The 17686-nt window shown below is 72.0% G+C and carries 14 protein-coding genes; 9 read left to right on the top strand and 5 right to left on the bottom strand.

What is annotated here, in order from left to right; all coding sequences use genetic code 11:
• The first annotated feature begins 19 nt into the window (after positions 1 to 19).
• From ftsZ to NRP21_RS20370, 7 genes are all read left to right on the top strand, one after another.
• The gene (ftsZ, locus tag NRP21_RS20400; RefSeq protein WP_257718072.1) at positions 20 to 1597 is read left to right on the top strand and encodes a cell division protein FtsZ; all 1578 of its coding nucleotides are present in this window, start codon (positions 20 to 22) and stop codon (positions 1595 to 1597) included.
• A gap of 217 nt (positions 1598 to 1814) precedes the next feature.
• The gene (gene lpxC, locus NRP21_RS20395; RefSeq protein ID WP_257718071.1) at positions 1815 to 2768 is read left to right on the top strand and encodes a UDP-3-O-acyl-N-acetylglucosamine deacetylase; all 954 of its coding nucleotides are present in this window, start codon (positions 1815 to 1817) and stop codon (positions 2766 to 2768) included.
• A 108-nt stretch (positions 2769 to 2876) separates the two neighbouring features.
• Positions 2877 to 3725, top strand: a complete 849-nt coding sequence (locus tag NRP21_RS20390) for an outer membrane protein assembly factor BamD (protein ID WP_257718070.1) — start codon at positions 2877 to 2879, stop codon at positions 3723 to 3725.
• A 105-nt stretch (positions 3726 to 3830) separates the two neighbouring features.
• Entirely contained in the window at positions 3831 to 5510 is a 1680-nt protein-coding gene (gene recN / locus NRP21_RS20385; RefSeq protein WP_257718069.1) for a DNA repair protein RecN, read from the top strand.
• Complete coding sequence (locus NRP21_RS20380; RefSeq protein WP_257718068.1) at positions 5507 to 5974, top strand: GNAT family N-acetyltransferase; 468 nt, start codon at positions 5507 to 5509, stop codon at positions 5972 to 5974. The genes recN and NRP21_RS20380 overlap by 4 nt, the downstream gene beginning before the upstream one ends.
• Positions 5975 to 6066: 92 nt before the next feature.
• Entirely contained in the window at positions 6067 to 7521 is a 1455-nt protein-coding gene (locus NRP21_RS20375) for a tetratricopeptide repeat protein (RefSeq protein WP_257718067.1), read from the top strand.
• A gap of 149 nt (positions 7522 to 7670) precedes the next feature.
• Positions 7671 to 8015 (top strand): hypothetical protein, encoded by a 345-nt coding sequence (locus NRP21_RS20370; RefSeq protein WP_257718066.1) that lies wholly within the window; start codon positions 7671 to 7673, stop codon positions 8013 to 8015.
• 58 nt (positions 8016 to 8073) lie between these two features.
• Here the strand turns inward: NRP21_RS20370 and nfi are convergent, their stop codons facing one another.
• Positions 8074 to 8844: a deoxyribonuclease V gene (nfi, locus tag NRP21_RS20365; RefSeq protein WP_257718065.1), complete on the bottom strand. Its 771-nt coding sequence runs from the start codon at positions 8842 to 8844 to the stop codon at positions 8074 to 8076.
• A 27-nt stretch (positions 8845 to 8871) separates the two neighbouring features.
• Here nfi and ligA point away from each other — a divergent pair, with 27 nt between their 5' ends.
• Together ligA and NRP21_RS20355 are read left to right on the top strand one after the other, a co-directional pair.
• The gene (ligA, locus tag NRP21_RS20360) at positions 8872 to 11031 is read left to right on the top strand and encodes an NAD-dependent DNA ligase LigA (RefSeq protein WP_257718064.1); all 2160 of its coding nucleotides are present in this window, start codon (positions 8872 to 8874) and stop codon (positions 11029 to 11031) included.
• Positions 11032 to 11132: 101 nt separating this feature from the next.
• Entirely contained in the window at positions 11133 to 12014 is an 882-nt protein-coding gene (locus tag NRP21_RS20355; RefSeq protein WP_257718063.1) for a transglutaminase-like domain-containing protein, read from the top strand.
• A 43-nt stretch (positions 12015 to 12057) separates the two neighbouring features.
• Here NRP21_RS20355 and NRP21_RS20350 read toward each other — a convergent pair whose 3' ends face one another.
• The 4 genes from NRP21_RS20350 to NRP21_RS20335 form a co-directional block, all read right to left on the bottom strand.
• Positions 12058 to 13083 carry a TAXI family TRAP transporter solute-binding subunit gene (locus tag NRP21_RS20350; protein ID WP_257718062.1) on the bottom strand — a complete coding sequence of 342 codons (1026 nt, stop codon included), beginning with the start codon at positions 13081 to 13083 and terminating at the stop codon, positions 12058 to 12060.
• Positions 13080 to 14711 carry an SEL1-like repeat protein gene (locus tag NRP21_RS20345; RefSeq protein WP_257718061.1) on the bottom strand — a complete coding sequence of 544 codons (1632 nt, stop codon included), beginning with the start codon at positions 14709 to 14711 and terminating at the stop codon, positions 13080 to 13082. The genes NRP21_RS20350 and NRP21_RS20345 overlap by 4 nt, the downstream gene beginning before the upstream one ends.
• A 422-nt stretch (positions 14712 to 15133) precedes the next feature.
• On the bottom strand, positions 15134 to 16072 hold the full coding sequence (locus NRP21_RS20340; protein ID WP_257718060.1) for a hypothetical protein: 939 nt from the start codon (positions 16070 to 16072) through the stop codon (positions 15134 to 15136).
• A gap of 106 nt (positions 16073 to 16178) precedes the next feature.
• The gene (locus NRP21_RS20335; RefSeq protein WP_257718059.1) at positions 16179 to 17477 is read right to left on the bottom strand and encodes an MFS transporter; all 1299 of its coding nucleotides are present in this window, start codon (positions 17475 to 17477) and stop codon (positions 16179 to 16181) included.
• Positions 17478 to 17686 lie beyond the last annotated feature (209 nt).

The raw sequence follows: 17686 nt of genomic DNA, 5'->3' as shown, positions 1-17686 counted from the left end.
TTCGAAGGGGGCTAGAACGATGACGCTGAATTTGACCATTCCGCGGCAGCAACACACTGATTTCACGCCGCGAATTACGGTCATCGGCGTGGGCGGCGCGGGCTGCAACGCGGTGAACAACATGATCGGCATGGGGCTGGACGGGGTGGAGTTCCTCGTCGCCAACACCGACGCGCAGCAGCTGGTGAACAGCCGCGCGGAGCGCCGCGTGCAGCTCGGCCCGCACCTGACGCAGGGCCTGGGCGCCGGCGCGAAGCCCGAGATCGGGCGCGCGGCGGCGGAAGAGGCCACCGAGGACCTCGCCCGCCACCTCGAGGGCGTGCACATGATCTTCATCACCGCCGGCATGGGCGGCGGTACCGGCACGGGGGCGGCGCCGGTGATCGCCCGCATGGCGCGGGAGCGCGGCGTGCTGACGGTCGGCGTGGTGACGAAGCCCTTCGACTTCGAGGGCCCGAAGCGCCGGCGTTCCGCCGAGCAGGGGCTGGAGGAGCTGCAGCAGTACGTCGATACGCTGATCATCGTCCCCAACCAGAACCTCTTCCGTAAGGCCAATGAGCGGACGACCTTCGCCGAGGCCTTCAAGATGGCCGACGACGTCCTCTACATGGGCGTGCGCGGCGTCTCCGACCTGATGACCAACCCCGGGCTCGTGAACCTCGACTTCGCCGATATCCGCACCGTGATGGCGGAGATGGGCAAGGCGATGATGGGCACGGGCGAGGCCGAGGGCGACGACCGCGCCGTGAAGGCCGCCGAGGCCGCAATCAGCAACCCGCTGCTGGAGGACACCTCCATGCGCGGCGCGCGCGGCGTGCTGATCAACATCACCGGCGGCTACGACATGACGCTGTTCGAGGTCGATGAGGCCGCGAACCGCATCCGCCGCGAGGTGGACGAGGACGCGAACATCATCTTCGGCACCAGCGTGGACGAGACGCTGAACGGCCGCCTGCGCCTCTCCGTGGTCGCCACGGGCATCGACGCGGTGTCTGAGGCGAAGCAGGAGGTCCAGGCCGAGGCACCCCGCGTGGTGGCGATCGGCGGTGGCGCGGCCGTGGCTGCCGGCGCCCCCGCGGGCTTCGTGCCCGGCGCTCCGCAGGCCCCGGCCATGCGCCCGGCCGTGGTGCAGCCCGGCGCCGGCCGCCCTGCCCCGGTGATCGGCGCGCCGCGCGTGGCCGGCATGGCCCCTGTCCAGGCCGCCCCCATCGGCGCCCCGGTTGTTGCCCCCGCGCCGAGTGCCGGCCCGCGCATGCCCATGGCGATGCGCCGCGCGACGGTGGAGACGGGTACCGCCCCGATGGAGCCCCTGGCCGAGGCCCCGGCCCCCGCGCCGATGGCGCCGGTGGCCGCCCCGCCGCTGAACGCCACCCCGGTCTCCCGCGTGGCGCCCGCCCCGCAGGCCCCGGCCGCGGCGCCCGCCGGCGGGCTGGGCGGCATCTTCCGCCGCGCCACCGGGATTGGCGGCATGCGCCGCACCCTGCCGGAGCAGGCGGAGGCCCCGCAGGCCCCCTCCGCGCCGGTCCAGCGCCCGCAGGCGCAGGAGGACGGGATGGGTCTGGACATCCCCACTTTCCTCCGTCGTCAGGGCAACTGAGGCGACGCTCCCGGCGTGTGCCGGGGGTGGAACGGTTTCGGGAGGGCCTCGCCGGGATGCCGGCGAGGCCCTCTCTCGTTGAAGAAAAGTGGGCAATTTCAAGGCTTTGCGCCGAAATACGGAGAAACAACGCTTGACTGGAACCGTCCCTGTTGCGGTGCGATTTTCAGCCTCGCCGGAGCGTTGATCCCGGCACGGAATGTATCCGGGGTTCCAAATGGACGGTTTCTTCCCGATCGGCACGGCCCGCGCCCGGACCCTCAAGTCCGCGATCGGCTGCGTGGGCGTGGGTCTGCACTCGGGCGCGCGCGCCTCGTTGACGCTGCACCCGGCGGAGGCCGGCCAGGGCATCGTTTTCCGCCGCTCCGACCTCGGGGTCGAGATCCCTGCCCGCCACGATCAGGTGACCGACACCCGCCTCTGCACCGCCATTGGCGAGGGTGAGGCGCGGATCGGTACGATCGAGCACGTCATGGCCGCTCTCGCCGCCCTCGGCGTGACGGATGCCACCGTCGAGGTAGACGGGCCCGAGATCCCCATCCTGGACGGCTCTTCCGCTCCCTTCGTCTTCCTGCTGGATTGTGCCGGGCTGGTGGAGCTGGACGCGCCCGTGCGCGCCATCGAGGTGCTCCGCACCGTGCGCGTGCAGGAGGGCGAGGGCCCGGATGCCGCCTGGGCCGAGCTCTCCCCCGGCGAGGGCCCGGGCTTCGAGGCCGAGCTGAGCATCGATTTCGGTGCCACCGCCATCGGCCGCCAGTCCCTCTCCATGCCCGTCACGGAAGACGGCTTCCGCGCCGTGCTGGCCGATGCCCGCACCTTCACCATGGCCGAGGACATCGCCCGCCTCCGTTCCGTGGGCCTCGCCCGCGGCGGCTCGCTGGCCAATGCGGTGGTGGTGGACGGGCCGCTGGTGGTGAACCCCGGCGGGCTGCGCCACGCCGACGAGTTCGTGCGCCACAAGCTGCTGGACGCGGTGGGCGACCTGGCCCTGGCCGGCGCCCCGCTGCGCGGCCGCTTCCGCGGGCACCGCTCCGGCCACGGGCTGAACAACCGCGTGCTGCGCGCGCTCCTGGCCGATCCCCGCGCCTGGCGCTGGGCGGGCGAGTCGGTGCCGATGCCGGCCCTGGCGGGCGCCACGGCCCGCCTTCCCATGGCGGCCGCGCCGGCCTGACCAGCCTTTCCGCCCTGCCCCGGCCCCGTTCCGGGGCGGTGGCGGGACGTAACACCGGCCCTGCGGAGGTGTCGCGCCGGGCAGGGTGCATGCTATAGAGCCGCCGTCATGACCATCCGCCGCCTCGCGCTCCTGCCCCTCCTGCTCGCCCCCCTGGCCCTGGGCGGCTGCGAGAGCCTGAACTTCTGGGACGGCAAGGAGAGCTCTCTCCGCGTCAACGGCGCGAGCTACGCCGACATGTCGCCGGAGGCCCTCTACGCGGCCGGGCTGGAGGCGTTGAAGGCCGAGCGCTACGCGCAGGCGGTCCAGCTCTTCGAGGCGGTGGAGCGCGACCACCCCTACTCCACCTGGGCCCCCAACGCCCGGCTGATGAGCGGCTACGCCGAATACTCCCGCAACCGCTACACGGAGGCGCTGGCGCAGCTGGACCGCTTCATCCAGCTCTCCCCCGCCCACCGGGACATCGCCTACGCCTACTACCTGCGCGCCCTGTGCTACTACGAGCAGATCGCCGACGCGCAGCGCGACCAGCAGGGCACGGAAACGGCCATGGCGGCGCTGCAGGACGTGGTGAACCGCTTCCCCAACTCCACCTACGCCCGCGACGCCCGGCTGAAGATCGACCTGGCGCGCGACCACCTTGCGGGCAAGGAGATGAACATCGGGCGCTTCTACGAGCAGCGGCGACTCTACGCCGCGGCCATCGGGCGCTTCCGCAGCGTGGTCGAGAACTACCAGACCACGAACCACACGCCGGAGGCCCTGTACCGGCTGACGGAGATCTACCTCGCCCTCGGCCTGCCGGAAGAGGCGAAGAAGACCGCCTCCGTGCTCGGCCACAACTATCCCGGCAGCCCCTGGTACCAGGACAGCTACGCGCTGCTGGTGGATGGCGCGCCATCGGCCGAAGGCAACCGGCCGGGCTTCCTCCGCCGCGCGGTCAACACCATCTTCTGAGCATCCGTCACTCGCAGGCGTTCAGGCCCGATGCTCAGCCCTTTCCATAGCAGAGCGGATTCACGCCTCCGGGCGTGTCCGTCCTCCAGCGATCCGCTCTAGGGCGTGCTCGCCTCCCTCTCCATCCGCGACGTGGTGCTGATCGAGCGCCTGGACCTTTCCTTCGGGTCCGGCCTCTCGGTGCTGACCGGCGAGACCGGCGCGGGCAAGTCCATCCTGCTGGACAGCCTCGGCCTCGCGCTCGGCCAACGGGCCGAGGCGGGCATGGTGCGCGCCGGGCAGGCCCAGGCCGGGGTGGTGGCGGTATTCCACCCGCCCGCCGGCCACCCCGCCCACGCGCTGCTGGCCGAGCAGGGCATCGAGTCCGAGGACGAGATCGTCGTCCGCCGCATCGTGACGGCCGATGGCCGCTCCCGCGCCTTCGTCAACGACGAGCCGGTGGGCGTGGCGATGCTGCGCCGCCTGGGCGCGCTGCTGGTGGAAGTGCAGGGCCAGCACGACCAGGTGGGGCTGGCCGATCCAGCCACTCACGCCGGGCTGCTGGACGCCTTCGGCGGGCTGGAGCCCCGCCGCAGCCGCGTGGCCGAGGCCTACCGTGCCTGGAAGGGCACGGAGCGGGCACTTCGGGACGCGCAGGAGGCCATCGCCGCCGCCCAGCGCGACGAGGAGTGGCTGCGCCACGCCGTGGAGGAGCTCTCCGACCTCGCCCCGCAGGAGGGCGAGGAGGACGCGCTCGCGGCCGAGCGGCAGGCGCTGCAGGGCGGCGAGCGGCGGGCCGAGGCCATCGCCGCGGCGATTTCCGAGCTGCAGCCGCGGGACCGGCGCGGCGGCGGGGCGCCCTCGGCGGCCCTGCGCAATGCCGCGCGGGCGCTGGAGCGGCTGACCCCGCCCTCGGAGGAGGTTGGCAACGCCCTGACCGCCCTGGCCGCCGCGCAGGACGCGCTGGCGGAGGCGGAGAACGTGCTGGAGCGGCTGGCGAGCGACGTGCAGTCCGACCCGCGCCGGCTGGAGGGCGTGGAGGAACGCCTCTTCGCGCTGCGTGCCGCCGCGCGGAAGCACCTCGTGGCGGTGGTGGACCTGCCCGGGCACCTGGCCTCGCTCAAGGAGCGGCTGGCGAACCTGGACGCGGGCACCGGGCGGGTGGCGGCGCTGGACGCGGCGGCGAAGGAAGCGCGCGGGGCCTACACGGCGGCCGCCGGCGCGCTGACCGAGGCACGGCGCGACCACGCGGCGAAGCTGGAGAAGGCGGTGGCGAAGGAGCTGTCGCCGCTCAAGCTGGAGCGCGCCCGGCTGCACATCGAGATCGCGCCGCGCGAGGAGACGGGCTGGGGCCCGGACGGGCAGGACCGCGTCACCTTCCTTGTCACCACGAATCCCGGACAGAAGCCGGGGATGCTGGCGAAGATCGCCTCGGGCGGCGAGCTGTCGCGCCTGATGCTGGCGCTGAAGGTGGTGCTGGCGCGCGGCTCGCCCGTTCCGACCCTGGTGTTCGACGAGGTGGACAGCGGCATCGGCGGCGCGACGGCGGCGGCGGTGGGAGACCGGCTGGCGCGCGTGGCGGAGCGGCTGCAGGTGCTGGTGGTGACCCATTCCCCCCAGGTGGCCGCGCGCGGCAACCGGCACTTCCAGGTCGCCAAGGGCGTGCGGGGCGAGCGCGCGGAGACGCGGGTGACGCCGCTGGAGCCCGGGGCGCGGCGCGAGGAGATCGCGCGGATGCTGGCGGGCGAGCGGGTGACAGAGGCCGCCCGGGCGGCGGCGGACGAGCTGCTGGCGGGCGCCGCGTGATCCGCCGGGCCGTGGCGGCGGACGCCCCGGCCCTGGCAGGGATGCTGCGCGCCCTGAACGACGAGCCGGGGCTGGAGCCGGGCCTGATCACGCCGGAAGGGGTGGCGCGGGACCTGATCGGCGATCCCCGCGCGCTGGTGCTGGTGGCGGCACCCGAAGGGGTGCCGCAGGGCTTCGCCACCGCGCACCCCTGCTACGACAGCGGGACCAGCCGCTGGGGCACCTTCCTGAACGATCTCTATGTGCTGCCCTCCTCGCGCCGGCGCGGGCTCGGGCGGGCGCTCGTCGGCGCCGTGGCGGAGGCGACCCTTCGGGAGGGCGGCGCCTTCGTCTGGTGGGACGCGGACGAGGGAGACGAACTCGCCCTGCGCTTCCACCGCGGCATAGGGGCGAGGGAGGAGGCGACCTCCAGCTTCCTGCTGGCCGGGCCCGGCCTCGCGCGGCTCGCGGCCGGGCGGGGCTAATCGCCCGCCCGCCGGGCCCTTATCGATCCCGGGCGTGCAATCCTGTTCCCGGCCCGGCAGAATGCCGCCTCCATCGGGAAGGCTCCCCGACGATGGACGACAGCAAGCGCATCACGAGCGCCATCCGGGACTACATTGCCCGCGAGCACATGTCCCGCGACGAGTTCGCCTTCCGGACGAAGCTCGGCCGGTCCACCGTGGACAAGCTCCTCGTCGGTCTCTTCTCCGACAAGACCCTCGCCATCGTGGAGGGGCATACGGGGCTGCGGCTGCGCCCCGCCATGCCCGCGGAGGGGTATGCGGGGGAGGAGGCGGAGGACGCACCCTCCCCCGCGGCGGTGCCCGCCCCGCCGCGCCGGCCCGACAAGCCCTCCATCGCGGTGCTGCCCTTCACCAGCATGGGCACGGACCCCGAGCAGGAGGTCTTCGCCGACGGGATCACCGAGGACATGATCACGGAGCTGTCGCGCCTCCGTTGGCTCTTCGTCATCGCCCGCAACTCGAGCTTCACCTTCAAGGGAAGGGCCGTGGACGTGCGCCAGGTCGCGAAGGAGCTGGGGGTCCACTACGTGCTGGAAGGCAGCGTGCGGACCTCGGCCGCCCGCATCCGCGTGACCGCGCAGCTCGTCGAGGCGGAGCTCGGCAAGCACATCTGGGCGGAGCGCTACGACCGCGAGCTGCACGACATCTTCGCCGTGCAGGACGAGATCACCCGCAACGTCGTCGCCGCGATCGAGCCGCACCTCTACGCCGAGGAGGGGTTCCGCGCCGCGAGCCGGCCGCCGGAGAGTATCGACGCCTGGGGTCTCGCCGTCCGCGCCATGGGGCTGATCAACCGGATCGGGCGGCGGCAGAACGAGGAGGCGCGGGCGCTGCTGCAGGAGGCGATCCGCATCGATCCCGGCTTCGCGCGGGCGCATGCGGTGCTGGGCTGGGCCATGTGGTGGGCGGCGCGCTGCTACTGGTGGCACGACATCTGGGCGGGCTTCGACCAGGCCGCGCTGCATGCGAAGGAGGCCGTAGCGCTCGATCCTACGGAGCCCTGGGCGCGGATGACGCTCGGCCTCTGCCTCAGCGAGGGCCGCCAGCACGAGCGGGCCATTGCGGAGCTGCGCGCGGCACTCGACCTCAACCCGAACTTCGCGCTGGGCCATACCTTCCTCGGCTGGGGCCTGCTGCGCGCAGGGGTGTTCGACGAGGCGGTCGAGAGGACCGGACAGGCCGTGCGGATGAGCCCGGCGGATAGCTTCTCCGGCCTCTACACCGCGACCCACGGCCTCGCCCTGCTCGGGGCGCGGCGCTTCGAGGAGGCGCTGCCCTTCCTGCGCTCCTCCGTCGCCGCCTTCGCGGAGTATCCCGGGCACTACAACACGCTAATCAGCTGCTGCGGGCATCTCGGGCTGCTGGAGGAGGCGCGGAACTTCATCGAGGCGCGGAACAAGGTCGGCCCGCCGATCCATGTCAGCGTGCTGCGGCGAAACCTGGCCGGCTTCGCGCATGGCCCGACCTTCGTCGAGGGGTTGGTGAAGGCGGGCGTGCCGGAGTGAGCCGCGGGCGCGCCGCCCGCGCATCCTTTCCGGAACGTTTCGGAAAGTTTAGGAAAACTCCGGCTGTGTGCACGGAAAACTTTGCGCGGCAACTTCCCCTCACCCGCAGAGAACGGGGCAACCAAATCAATCAGGGAAGAAGCGTCACCATGATCACCATCGCATCCCGGGCTGCCGCGCCGATTATCAACGGAGTGGGCCGGCTGCTCTTCGCCCTCGCACTGGCCGGCGCCACCGCGGCCACCACCCGCGCCGACGGCCTGTACATCGCCGGCCCCACGGCCTTCCCGGCCTGGACCGCGAGCGACGCCGCGCGCACGCCGCTCGCGGGCTCCTCCGTCTCGCAGAACCTGCCGCGCGGCGGGGACGACCAGTACCTCGCCGGGCCGGCGGCCCTGCAGGCCTGGCCGAGGACGGAGAGCCGCACACCGCTGGCCGGTGACAGCGCCGGCAAGGCCGGTTGGAACTTCGACCTGACGAGCCAGGGCGGCTGAGCGCCCCCAGCCCGTCGCCTTCCTGAGCCCGGTCCCTGCCGAAGGGGCCGGGCTCTCGTCACAGCAAGCCTTCCCCTGCTTCCGCCGCGCGCCGCGCCTCTCCCGCCAGCCTGTCGGCCAGCCGCGTCGGCTCGGGCAGGCGGTATCCGGCCAGCCACTCCATCACCAGCCGCACCGCCGTCTCCGCGGACACGCGATGCCCGGTCGAGACGAACAGGGGCTGCACGCCGCGCTTGCTCCGCAGCACCGTCGCGATCTGCCGCCCCTTCCAGACCAGCGGCGCGGTGCTGCCCGCCTCCAGTCCCAGCTCTCCCTCAAGCCGGCCGACGAGGACCGACTTGGCCACCCCGATCGTCGGCAGGTCCAGCACCACGCCGAGATGGGTGGCGATGCCGCAGCCGCGCGGGTGGCTGACGCCATGGCCGTCCACGAGAACGAGGTCAGGGCGTTGCGGAAGCTTCCCCACCGCTTCCAGGACGAAGGGGATCTCCCGGAAGCCGAGGAAGCCGGGGATGTAGGGGAAGGCGGGCGCGCCCTCCACCAGCCCGGTGGCGAGGGGGCGGGAGCGGGCCTGGGCGGAGAGCAGCACGGCCATGGCGCGCACCCGGTCCGGCGCGCCGCGGGCGGCGCCGGCGCAGTCCACACCGGCCACCAGGGCAGGGGAAGCCGGCAGGCGGTCCTCCGTCTCAACGCGGGCGGCGATCTCGTGCTGCGCGGCGCGCGCGGCCTCCAGGTTGGCGGGGCGGATCCAGTCTACCGGCGGCGTCATGCCGGGAGAACGCGGCAGCGCGCGATCGGCGGCAAGTTGACCGGGGGCCGCGTTCCGCACCGGGGCGGCCCCTGCTATCTCCCGCCCATGGCCGAGAAGACCCCCTCCCCTGCCCTTCCGCCCGAGGAGCTGAACGAGACGGAGGCCGCGCGGGAGCTGGAGGCCCTGGCCGCCCGCCTCAACGAGGCCAGCCGCGCCTACCACGTGAACGACGCGCCGATCATGCCGGACGCGGAGTACGACGCGCTCTACCGCCGCAACCAGGCGATCGAGGCGCGCTTCCCCGATCTGGTCCGGCCAGACTCCCCCTCCCGCAAGGTGGGCGAGGAGGCGGCGGCGGGCTTCGCCAAGGCGCGGCACGGCACGCCGATGCTCTCGCTGGACAACGCCTTCGCGCCGGAGGACTTCGCGGAGTTCGCGGCGCGCATCCGCCGCTTCCTCGGGCTTTCGGCGGAGGAGGTGCTGCGCTTCGTGGCGGAGCCGAAGATCGACGGCCTCTCCGTGAACCTGACTTACGAGAAGGGCCGCTTCGTGCGCGGCGCCACGCGCGGCGACGGCACGGTGGGCGAGGATATCACGGAGAACCTGCTGACCCTCGATCAGCTGCCCCGGGAGCTGAAGGCGCCCTTCCCCGAGCGGATCGAAGTGCGGGGCGAGGTGTTCATGACGAAGGCCGACTTCCTGGCCTTCCACGCCGAGCAGACCCGCCTGTTTGAGGAGCGCGAGCTGCGCCGCGAGACGGGGGAGAAGGTGGGCGAGGCCGTCCGCATCCCCGTGAACCCGCGCAACGCGGCGGCGGGCTCGCTGCGGCAGCTCGATGCCAAGGTCACGGCCAGTCGGCCACTGCGGCTCTTCGCCTACGCGCAGGGCACCTCCTCCTCCCCGGTGGCGGAGACGCATTCGGGGTATCTGGACGTCCTGCGGGGCTGGGGATTCCAGGTGAACCCGCTGTCCACCCTGCTGGACGACGAGAACGCCTCGGCGGATTTCCAGGCACGGATGGCGGAGCGCCGGGCGGGGTTGGAATACGACATCGACGGCGTCGTCTACAAACTCGATCGCCTGGATTGGCAGACGCGGCTGGGCTTCGTCGGCCGCGCCCCGCGCTGGGCCATCGCCTGGAAGTTCCCGGCGGAGCGCGCGGTGACGAAGCTACTGGACATCCAGATCCAGGTGGGCCGCACCGGCGCCCTCACCCCGCGGGCCATCATGCAGCCCGTGAACGTCGGCGGCGTGATGGTGCAGCACGCGACGCTGCACAACGAGGACGAGGTGGCCCGCCGCGACGCGCGCGTGGGCGACACGGTGGAATTGCAGCGCGCGGGCGACGTGATCCCGCAGATCATCCGCGTGGTGGATCCGGAGCGGGAAGGCCGCGGCGAGCCCTGGGTGCCACCCACCGTCTGCCCGGAATGCGGCAGCCCCGCCGTGCGTCCGGAGGGCGAGGTGGTGCGCCGCTGCACGGGCGGGCTGATCTGCCCGGCGCAGCAGGTGGAGCGACTGATCCACTTCGCCTCCCGCAACGCGATGGACATCGAGGGGCTGGGGATCGAGAACATCGTGCTGCTGCACGAGGAAGGGCTGGTGAAGACGCCGGCCGACATCTTCCGGGTGAAGGACCACGTCTCCACCCTGCGGGGATGGAAGGGCTGGGGCGGCTCCGCCAAGGGTGAGTCCAAGAAGGTGCAGAACCTTCTGGCGGCCATCGAGGCGCGGCGGAGCGTGAGCCTGGAGCGCTTCATCTTCGCGCTCGGCATCCGCCGCATCGGCGAGCAGAACGCGCGGCTGCTGGCGCGCCACTACCACACGGCCGAGGCCTGGCGGCAGGCGATGCTGGACGCGCGCATCATCGGCAGCGAGGCGCGGGAGGACCTGGGCGGCATCATCGGCATCGGCCCCGCCATCGCGCAGGAGTTGGTGGGCTTCTTCTCCGAGACGCGCAACGTGGAGGCGCTGGACGACCTGCTGCGTGAGGTCTCGCCCGAGCCGGCCGAGGCGGTGGCCGAAGGTGCGCTCTCCGGCAAGTCGATCGTCTTTACCGGCAGCCTGGAGACAATGACGCGGCAGGAGGCCGAGGCGCGGGCGGAGGCGCTGGGGGCGAAGGTGGTGAAGTCGGTTTCCAAGAAGACCGACTTCGTCGTGATCGGCGCCGATGCCGGGTCCAAGGCGAAGAAGGCGGCGGAGCTGGAGCTGAAGACGCTGACCGAGGCGGAGTGGCGGGAACTGGCGGGCTTCGGGCCCGCCTAACGAGCCCACCGGGATCGTTGCGGGGCCGTAGGGGCTGCCATGCTGCAACCCGCGACTGCATCCCGGGTTTTGGACGCTCATTTGCGGGCGGAACGATCACCGTGCCGAACCGCCGTGGGGAAGATGAGCGTATGCGCTACAAGGTGTCCTGCGACCTCGGCTACGAGGTGGAGGAGGGCTGCGCGCCCTTCGTGTTCAACATCGAGGCCCAGCGCCGGCCCGGCCAGGAGGTGCTGGAAGAGAGGCTGACCCTCTCCCAGGACCTGGAGGCCGAGCGCTTCGTGATGCCGGAGAGCGGGAACCGCTATTTCCGCGTCCTCGCCGGGAAGGGCGACCTCTCCGTCCACTACGAGGCGGTGGTGGACCTGGCGCCGGAGGTGGTGGATCCCGCGGCCGTTCGGGAGATGCCGGCCGCCCGCCTCCCGCTCGAGGTGATGACGCACCTGCTGCCGAGCCGCTACGTGGAGTCCGACCTGCTGCAGACCTTCGCGCAGAAGGAGTTCGGCCACCTGCCCCAGGGCTACGGCCGTGTGGCGGCGATCTGCAACTGGATCCACGACCACCTGGACTACACGGCGGGCAGTAGCGACGAGCACACCTCCGCCCGCGACACGCTGCTGCAGCGCCAGGGCGTGTGCCGGGACTTCTCGCACCTCGCCATCGCCTTCTGCCGCGCGCTGGGCATCCCCGCGCGCTTCGTCAGCGCCTATGCCTGGCGCCTCTCCCCGCCGGATTTCCACGCGGTCGTGGAAGCCTGGCTGGAAGGGCCGGAAGGCGGCGCGTGGTTCCTCTTCGACCCGACCCGGAAGGCGGCGGCCGATGGGCTGGTGCGGATGGGCGTGGGGCGCGATGCGGCCGAGGTGGCCTTCTGCTCCCCCTTCGGCAAGGTGACCTGCGGCAAGCCCGAGGTGCGGATCGAGGCGCTGGACCGTGACGCGGACGAGGCCCTGACGGTCGAGGCCGTCACCCTGGCCGCGGCCTGAACGGGAAGCAGGCTGCCCGGGTCGCCGGCCCGCCCCGCCGCTGCTACCGCCTGTAGGGCGGAAGCGGCGGTTCCCGGCCGGGATCGAAGCGGATCCATCCCGGAACCTGGGCTTCTAGGTTCACCTCGCGCCACTTCGGGTGGCGCGGCGGGCGCAGGAAGCTCTCGAACCGGCCATGGAAGGCATCGACGAAGCCCGCCACCTTGCGGAACCGCTCCGTCCCCGGCGCCCAGGCATAGACCGCCATGACGGCGCCCACGGCGAGCGTCTCCATCACGGTGCCTTCGGGGATCAGGCCGGGATACTCCTCATGCCCAAGCCGCGCGGGCAGGTAGGTCTCGATCAGCGCGGGCGTCATCGGCAGGCGGAGGAAGTGCAGCCGGGCTTCGGGCGGTATCCCGGAGAAGAGCCGGGCCGGCTTGCCCGCGACATAGACCAATGCCGCGATCTCTCCGCGCCGGAGCCGGTCCAGCGCCACGTCCTGCGGGTCGTTGACCAGCTTCGGCGCGATGCCGAGCGCGTCGAAGATGAGGGAGGCCGTCATCGAGGTGCCGCTTCCCGGCACGTCCACGTTCACCGGCTGGCCTGCCAGGTCCTGCACGCTTCCCACATCGGCGCGGGCCAGCAGGTGCACCTCCTCGTCATAGAGCTTGGCGATGTACTGGATCATCTGGCCCACGCCCGGCAGCAGACGCCGGCTGCGCACATAGGCGAGCGCGTCGGACTGCACGATGCCGATGTCGATGCCACGCACGAACATGATGTCCGCGATGTTCTGCACGGAACCCCGCCCGACGATGGGCAGGACGCGCAGGCGCTCCCCGTCGTCCAGCACGGCGGCCAGGTCGGCGGCGATGCGGATATAGGTCCCGTCCACGCCGCCCGAGACGATGCCGACGGTGCCGGCATTCGCGCGCGCGGTCATGGCGGCGAGGCTGCCGCCCTGCGGCATGGGCGGGGCGGCCCCCTGCGCCGATGCGCGAAGCGGCCGGAAGGGGGCCAGCGCGGCCCCGAGCAGCAGGCCACGCCGCGCCATGCCTGCCAGGTCCATCTCACGCTCCTTCGTCATCGCACCATGCCCTGAGTTTCCAGGCGTTCCAGCGGCCCGATCGCTTCCTTGCCGCCCAGCGCGACGGCCCGGCGATACCAGGCGATCGCGGCATCCCGCTCCGGGCGCAGCCCCCGCACGCCCAGCTCCGCGAGGATCGCGGGATCGTAGGTGCGTGCCATGGCCACCGCCGCCGGGCTGCTCCCCGCCATCGCCGCCCGCTCGTAGAAGAGCCGAGCCGCGGAGACGTCGCCCAGGGCCAGCAGCGCATCGCCCCGCCGCAGCAGGAGCTGGAGCAGCGCCGGATCGGAACCGGCGGGAGGAGCTGCTGGTTCCGCCCGGGCCTCAGGCCGGATTTCCTCGCCCGGCGTCTCGGCCCTGATCGCCTCGTCGGGCAGCGGGGGCGCCGCGGGCGCGGGAGGAGGAGCGGCGAGGACGATCTCCGCCGGCGCAGCCGCTCCCACAGGCTGTGGCGGGACGACCACCAGGGAGAGGGCTTGCGGCAAGGGCGGCGTATCCGGCTCCGGCCGGGGCGCCGGGGCCAGCACCGGAATGGTGGGGAGCCGGAGCGAGCCAAGGACGGGCGGCTGGGCCTCGACATTCGGCGGGGAGGCCGGCCAAGCGGGCGCTGCATCCGGAACCGGCGGGAGAGTGGGCCGCTCGGCCTCGGGTGCCGCCGGCGCGGCCGCCATCTCCAGGGAAGGCGCCAGCAGTTCCGCCATCGGGCCGGCGGGCGCAGACAGCACCGGCTCCAGCGGAGGCAGGGGCGGTGGCGGCGGGACGGCCAGGGCCGGCAGTGCGGTGAGGCGTGGGCCGACCTTCTCCGGCGCTGGCCCGTCGCCCATACCGTCGGTCTCTCCGGGAGCCCGGCCCGCTGGGCGCATCGCCGCCGGCACCGCTGGCGGTTCCTCGGGCGGGACCTCCCCGTTCTGAACCTCGTCCTGGCCGGGCGTCGGTTCCTTCATGGCCAGGGACTGCACCGGTTCCGCACGGGGCGGCGCGGTGCCCACGGCCGTCACGCCGGCATCCGGCCGGGGCGCACGAAGCCAGGGCAACGCGGCGAGAAGCGTAACGGCCGCGAGGGCGGGCAGCAGAAGCAGCGCGGAGAGCCGCCGGCGCGGGATGGCGGGTACGACGGTCTCCCCAGCGCCCGCCTCGGACCTGGCGTCCGGTGGGTCTGATTCCGGGACCGGCACTTCGATCCGGGCCGGCATGGCCAGCGGCGGCAATTCCGGTTGTTCCGCTTCCGCCTGTGGTTCCGGCTCCCCGGCGAGCAGCTCGCGGGCGCGCTCCATCCAATCCGGACCGCTCTCCTTCAGGGGCGGCTCAAGCGCGAAGGCGGAATCCAGGATGATGGTCAGCCGCCAGAGGTCCATCGGGGAGAGCGAGCGGTACACGACCGGCGGCACGGGCTGATCAGGGTACAGGTAGCGGTGGAGGCGGCTGAACCGTTCAGCGGCGTCCAGCTTCTCGTCGGGGGCAAGGTCCAGCAACGCGACGCCGTAATCGCGATGGAGCAGCGCACAGTGCAGGACGCCCTGCGGCGAACCGTCCTCGCCCCGCAGGCGCGCGTAGGGAAGGACATCGCCGCTCCAGGCCTCGAGCAGAGGGTCGTGAAGCGCCGCGTCGTGCAGGGTGTCGGATGTCATGGCCGGCCTTCGATCCCGGGCGGCCTGCACGGACCCGATCGAGGCATCGCCTCGGACGGGTCGGATCGCGAAATCAGGTCAGCACCATGGGTCATAACGAAGGGAACACATCGGAATGACCGAGACCCTATCCCGCCCGAACACGAGACCACAACACAGTCTCCGCACCCGATGCGGACGGCCCTGAAATTGGAAATTACCCTGGGTTGAGCGTTCTATAGTTCTTTCAATCGGATGATCATCCGACGGACACCGATGATGCGCGCTCTTTCAGAATATGCGCGGAAGGAAATACATCATGTGAGTTCGCGGAAGCATCACGTCGGCGGCTCCAGAATACGCGCGCAGCATCGGAGCGGCAGCGAGACCAGTTGCGAGGCGGATTCGGGATTATCCGTCCGACTTCGCGCCGAACAGCCGGATCAGGGGATCCCCTTCGCAAGCCTTGCGCCAGGAGCCGGCTCCGCCTCGATCCGGGCAAAGGCGATCAGGTCGTCCTCCGGCGGGCGGCGCACGGCCGGATGGGCGGCCGCGGCACCCGGGGGCGGCGCGGGCCAGAGGCGGGTCTCCACGGCGCGCGTCGTGAAGCCGGCCTCGGCGAAGGCGGCGCGGAGCTGTGAGAGGCCCAGGCGGTTCACGTAGAGGCCGCTGCGAGCCACCAGCGCCCCTTCCCAGAAGGCGGGAGCGAAGCGGCGCGTGTTGAGGGCGCCGCCGATATGATCGTGGAAGTCCACCGCGTGAACCCCGAGCGACGCAGGGGCGGAAAGGCGGCGCAGCTCCCCGAGCAAGCCGGGCAGCGCGTCCCGCCGCACATGCTCCAGCACCACGTCGGACAGCACCAGTTCCACCGAGCCGTCCGGGATGGCGGAGAGGACTTCCGTGCCGCCGATCAGGTATCGCGCGCCGCAGGCGGCCAGGGCGGCTTCCCGGCCCGCGGCGGCGGAGAGATCCGGGGCAGGCAGGCCGGCGGCGCGGGCCATGGCGGCCGCCTGTGCATAGGGTGCCGCCTCGCGCGGCGCGTCCTCCTCCACGTCCGCAAACCAGACGGGGCCGCAGCCCAGGGCGGCGTAGGTGGCGGCGCGCGTCACCAGCCGCCCGGGGCCGAGCTCCAGCACGCCGCGCGGCGGGCGGCCGTGCAGGGCGGCAAAGCGGGCCACGTGGTCGGCGGGTTCCCGCACCAGGCGGGTTTCGGCACCTTCGACGAAGCTGTGGCGGTTCACCCCGGCCCGGCGCAGGGTGCCATGGGGCAGGCGCAGCGCGGCGATCACCAGCTTGAGGGACAGCTTCACCTGCCAGGGCAGGCGGCTTCCCGCCGCGTAGCCGGGCGGCACCACGGTCTGTTCCGGCTGATGATCGTCCATTGCGCGACCTTCTCCACGGCGCGCGCCGGTTGCGCAATCCGGGGCACGAAATGGAAAGGGCCGGAGCCTTCCGGCCCCGGCCCTTCCGGTTCCCCGGCGCAGGGGTTCAGCGCAGCGCGGGCTGGGCCTCCGTGGGCGCCTCCATCGGCGCCGTGCGCGCGGCGCGGGCGGCGTTCCACATCAGCGCGGCCATGCCGATCACCACCACCGCGGCCACGTAGTGCGCCGCCGCGTGCCGGTTGCCCGCCATCATCACGGAGACGAGCAGCGGCGTGATGCCGCCGAACACCGCATAAGCCACGTTGTAGGAGAAGGAGACGCCGGTGAAGCGCGTGGAGGCCGGGAAGGCGTTCACCATCACATAGGGCACCACGGCGATGATGCCGACCGTGGCGCCGGCCAGGGCGTAGAGCGGCAGCAGGTTCGCCGGGTTCGCCTCCACCCCGTAATACAGGGCGTAGGTGGCGGCGATCAGGGCCAGGCTGCCCACCATGCCCACGCGCAGCGCGCCGAAGCGGTCCAGCAGGGCGCCAACCACCACGGCCATGACCGTCAGCGTGAAGGTGGCGGCCACGTTGGCTTCCAGCGTCGTGGCCGGGCTCAGCCCGTGCAGCTTCTGGAACAGCGCGGGCGTCATCAGGATCACCACCACGATGGCGGCCGTCAGCATCCAGGTGACGAGCATGGAGACGATCACGCCGCCGCCCTGGCCGCGCAGCATCGTCTTTAGCGGCATCTCACGGCTCTCCGTGCCGATGCGGGCGCGCATGGCCTCAAAGACCGGGGTCTCGTGCAGCCAGCGGCGCAGGTACATGGCCACCAGCCCGAAGATGCCGCCGGTGATGAAGGGGATGCGCCAGGCCCAGTCCGCGACCTCGGCCGGAGTATAGGCGGTGTTGATGGCGGTGGCCATCAGCGAGCCCAGCAGGATGCCGCCCGTCAGGCCCCCCGTCAGCATGCCCGTCGCGACGCCCACGCGGTTGGCCGGCACATGCTCCGCGACGAAGACCCAGGCGCCCGGAGCCTCGCCGCCGATGGCGGCGCCCTGGAGCACCCGCATCAGCAGCAGGAGCAGCGGGGCAGCGATGCCGATGCTGGCGTAGGTGGGCAGAAGGCCCATCACCAGCGTCGGCACGGCCATGAGGAAGACGGAGAAGGTGAAGACGCGCTTGCGGCCGAACAGGTCGCCGAAATGCGCCATGATGATGCCGCCCAGGGGCCGTGCCAGGTAGCCGGCCGCGAAGATGCCGAAGGCCTGGATCTGCTGCAGCCAGTCCGGCATCCCAGCGGGGAAGAAGAGCTTCGCGATCACGGTGGCGAAGAAGACGAAGATGATGAAGTCGTAGAACTCCAGCGCGCCGCCGAGGGAGGCGAGGAAGAGGGTACGGGCGTCCTGGCGGGTCAATCGTCTGGTTGCGCTGGGGTTTTGCATCGAAATCTTCCGTCAACTCGGGAGTGCCGGGCAAAAGCTTTCGTCCGGCAGGTCTGCCACGCAATATTGCGTCGCAGCATCGCGGTCACCATCACGGATATGGAAGCCGAGCCATGCCCAATCGGCGGGCCGGGGGTATCAGGGGCCGTGATGCCGGGCTTCAGGATTACTCGTTCGACGCC

Source organism: Roseomonas populi (genome assembly GCF_024594815.1).
Classification (GTDB): Bacteria; Pseudomonadota; Alphaproteobacteria; order Acetobacterales; family Acetobacteraceae; genus Roseomonas; species Roseomonas populi.
This window is presented reverse-complemented; position numbering and strand designations above follow the sequence as displayed.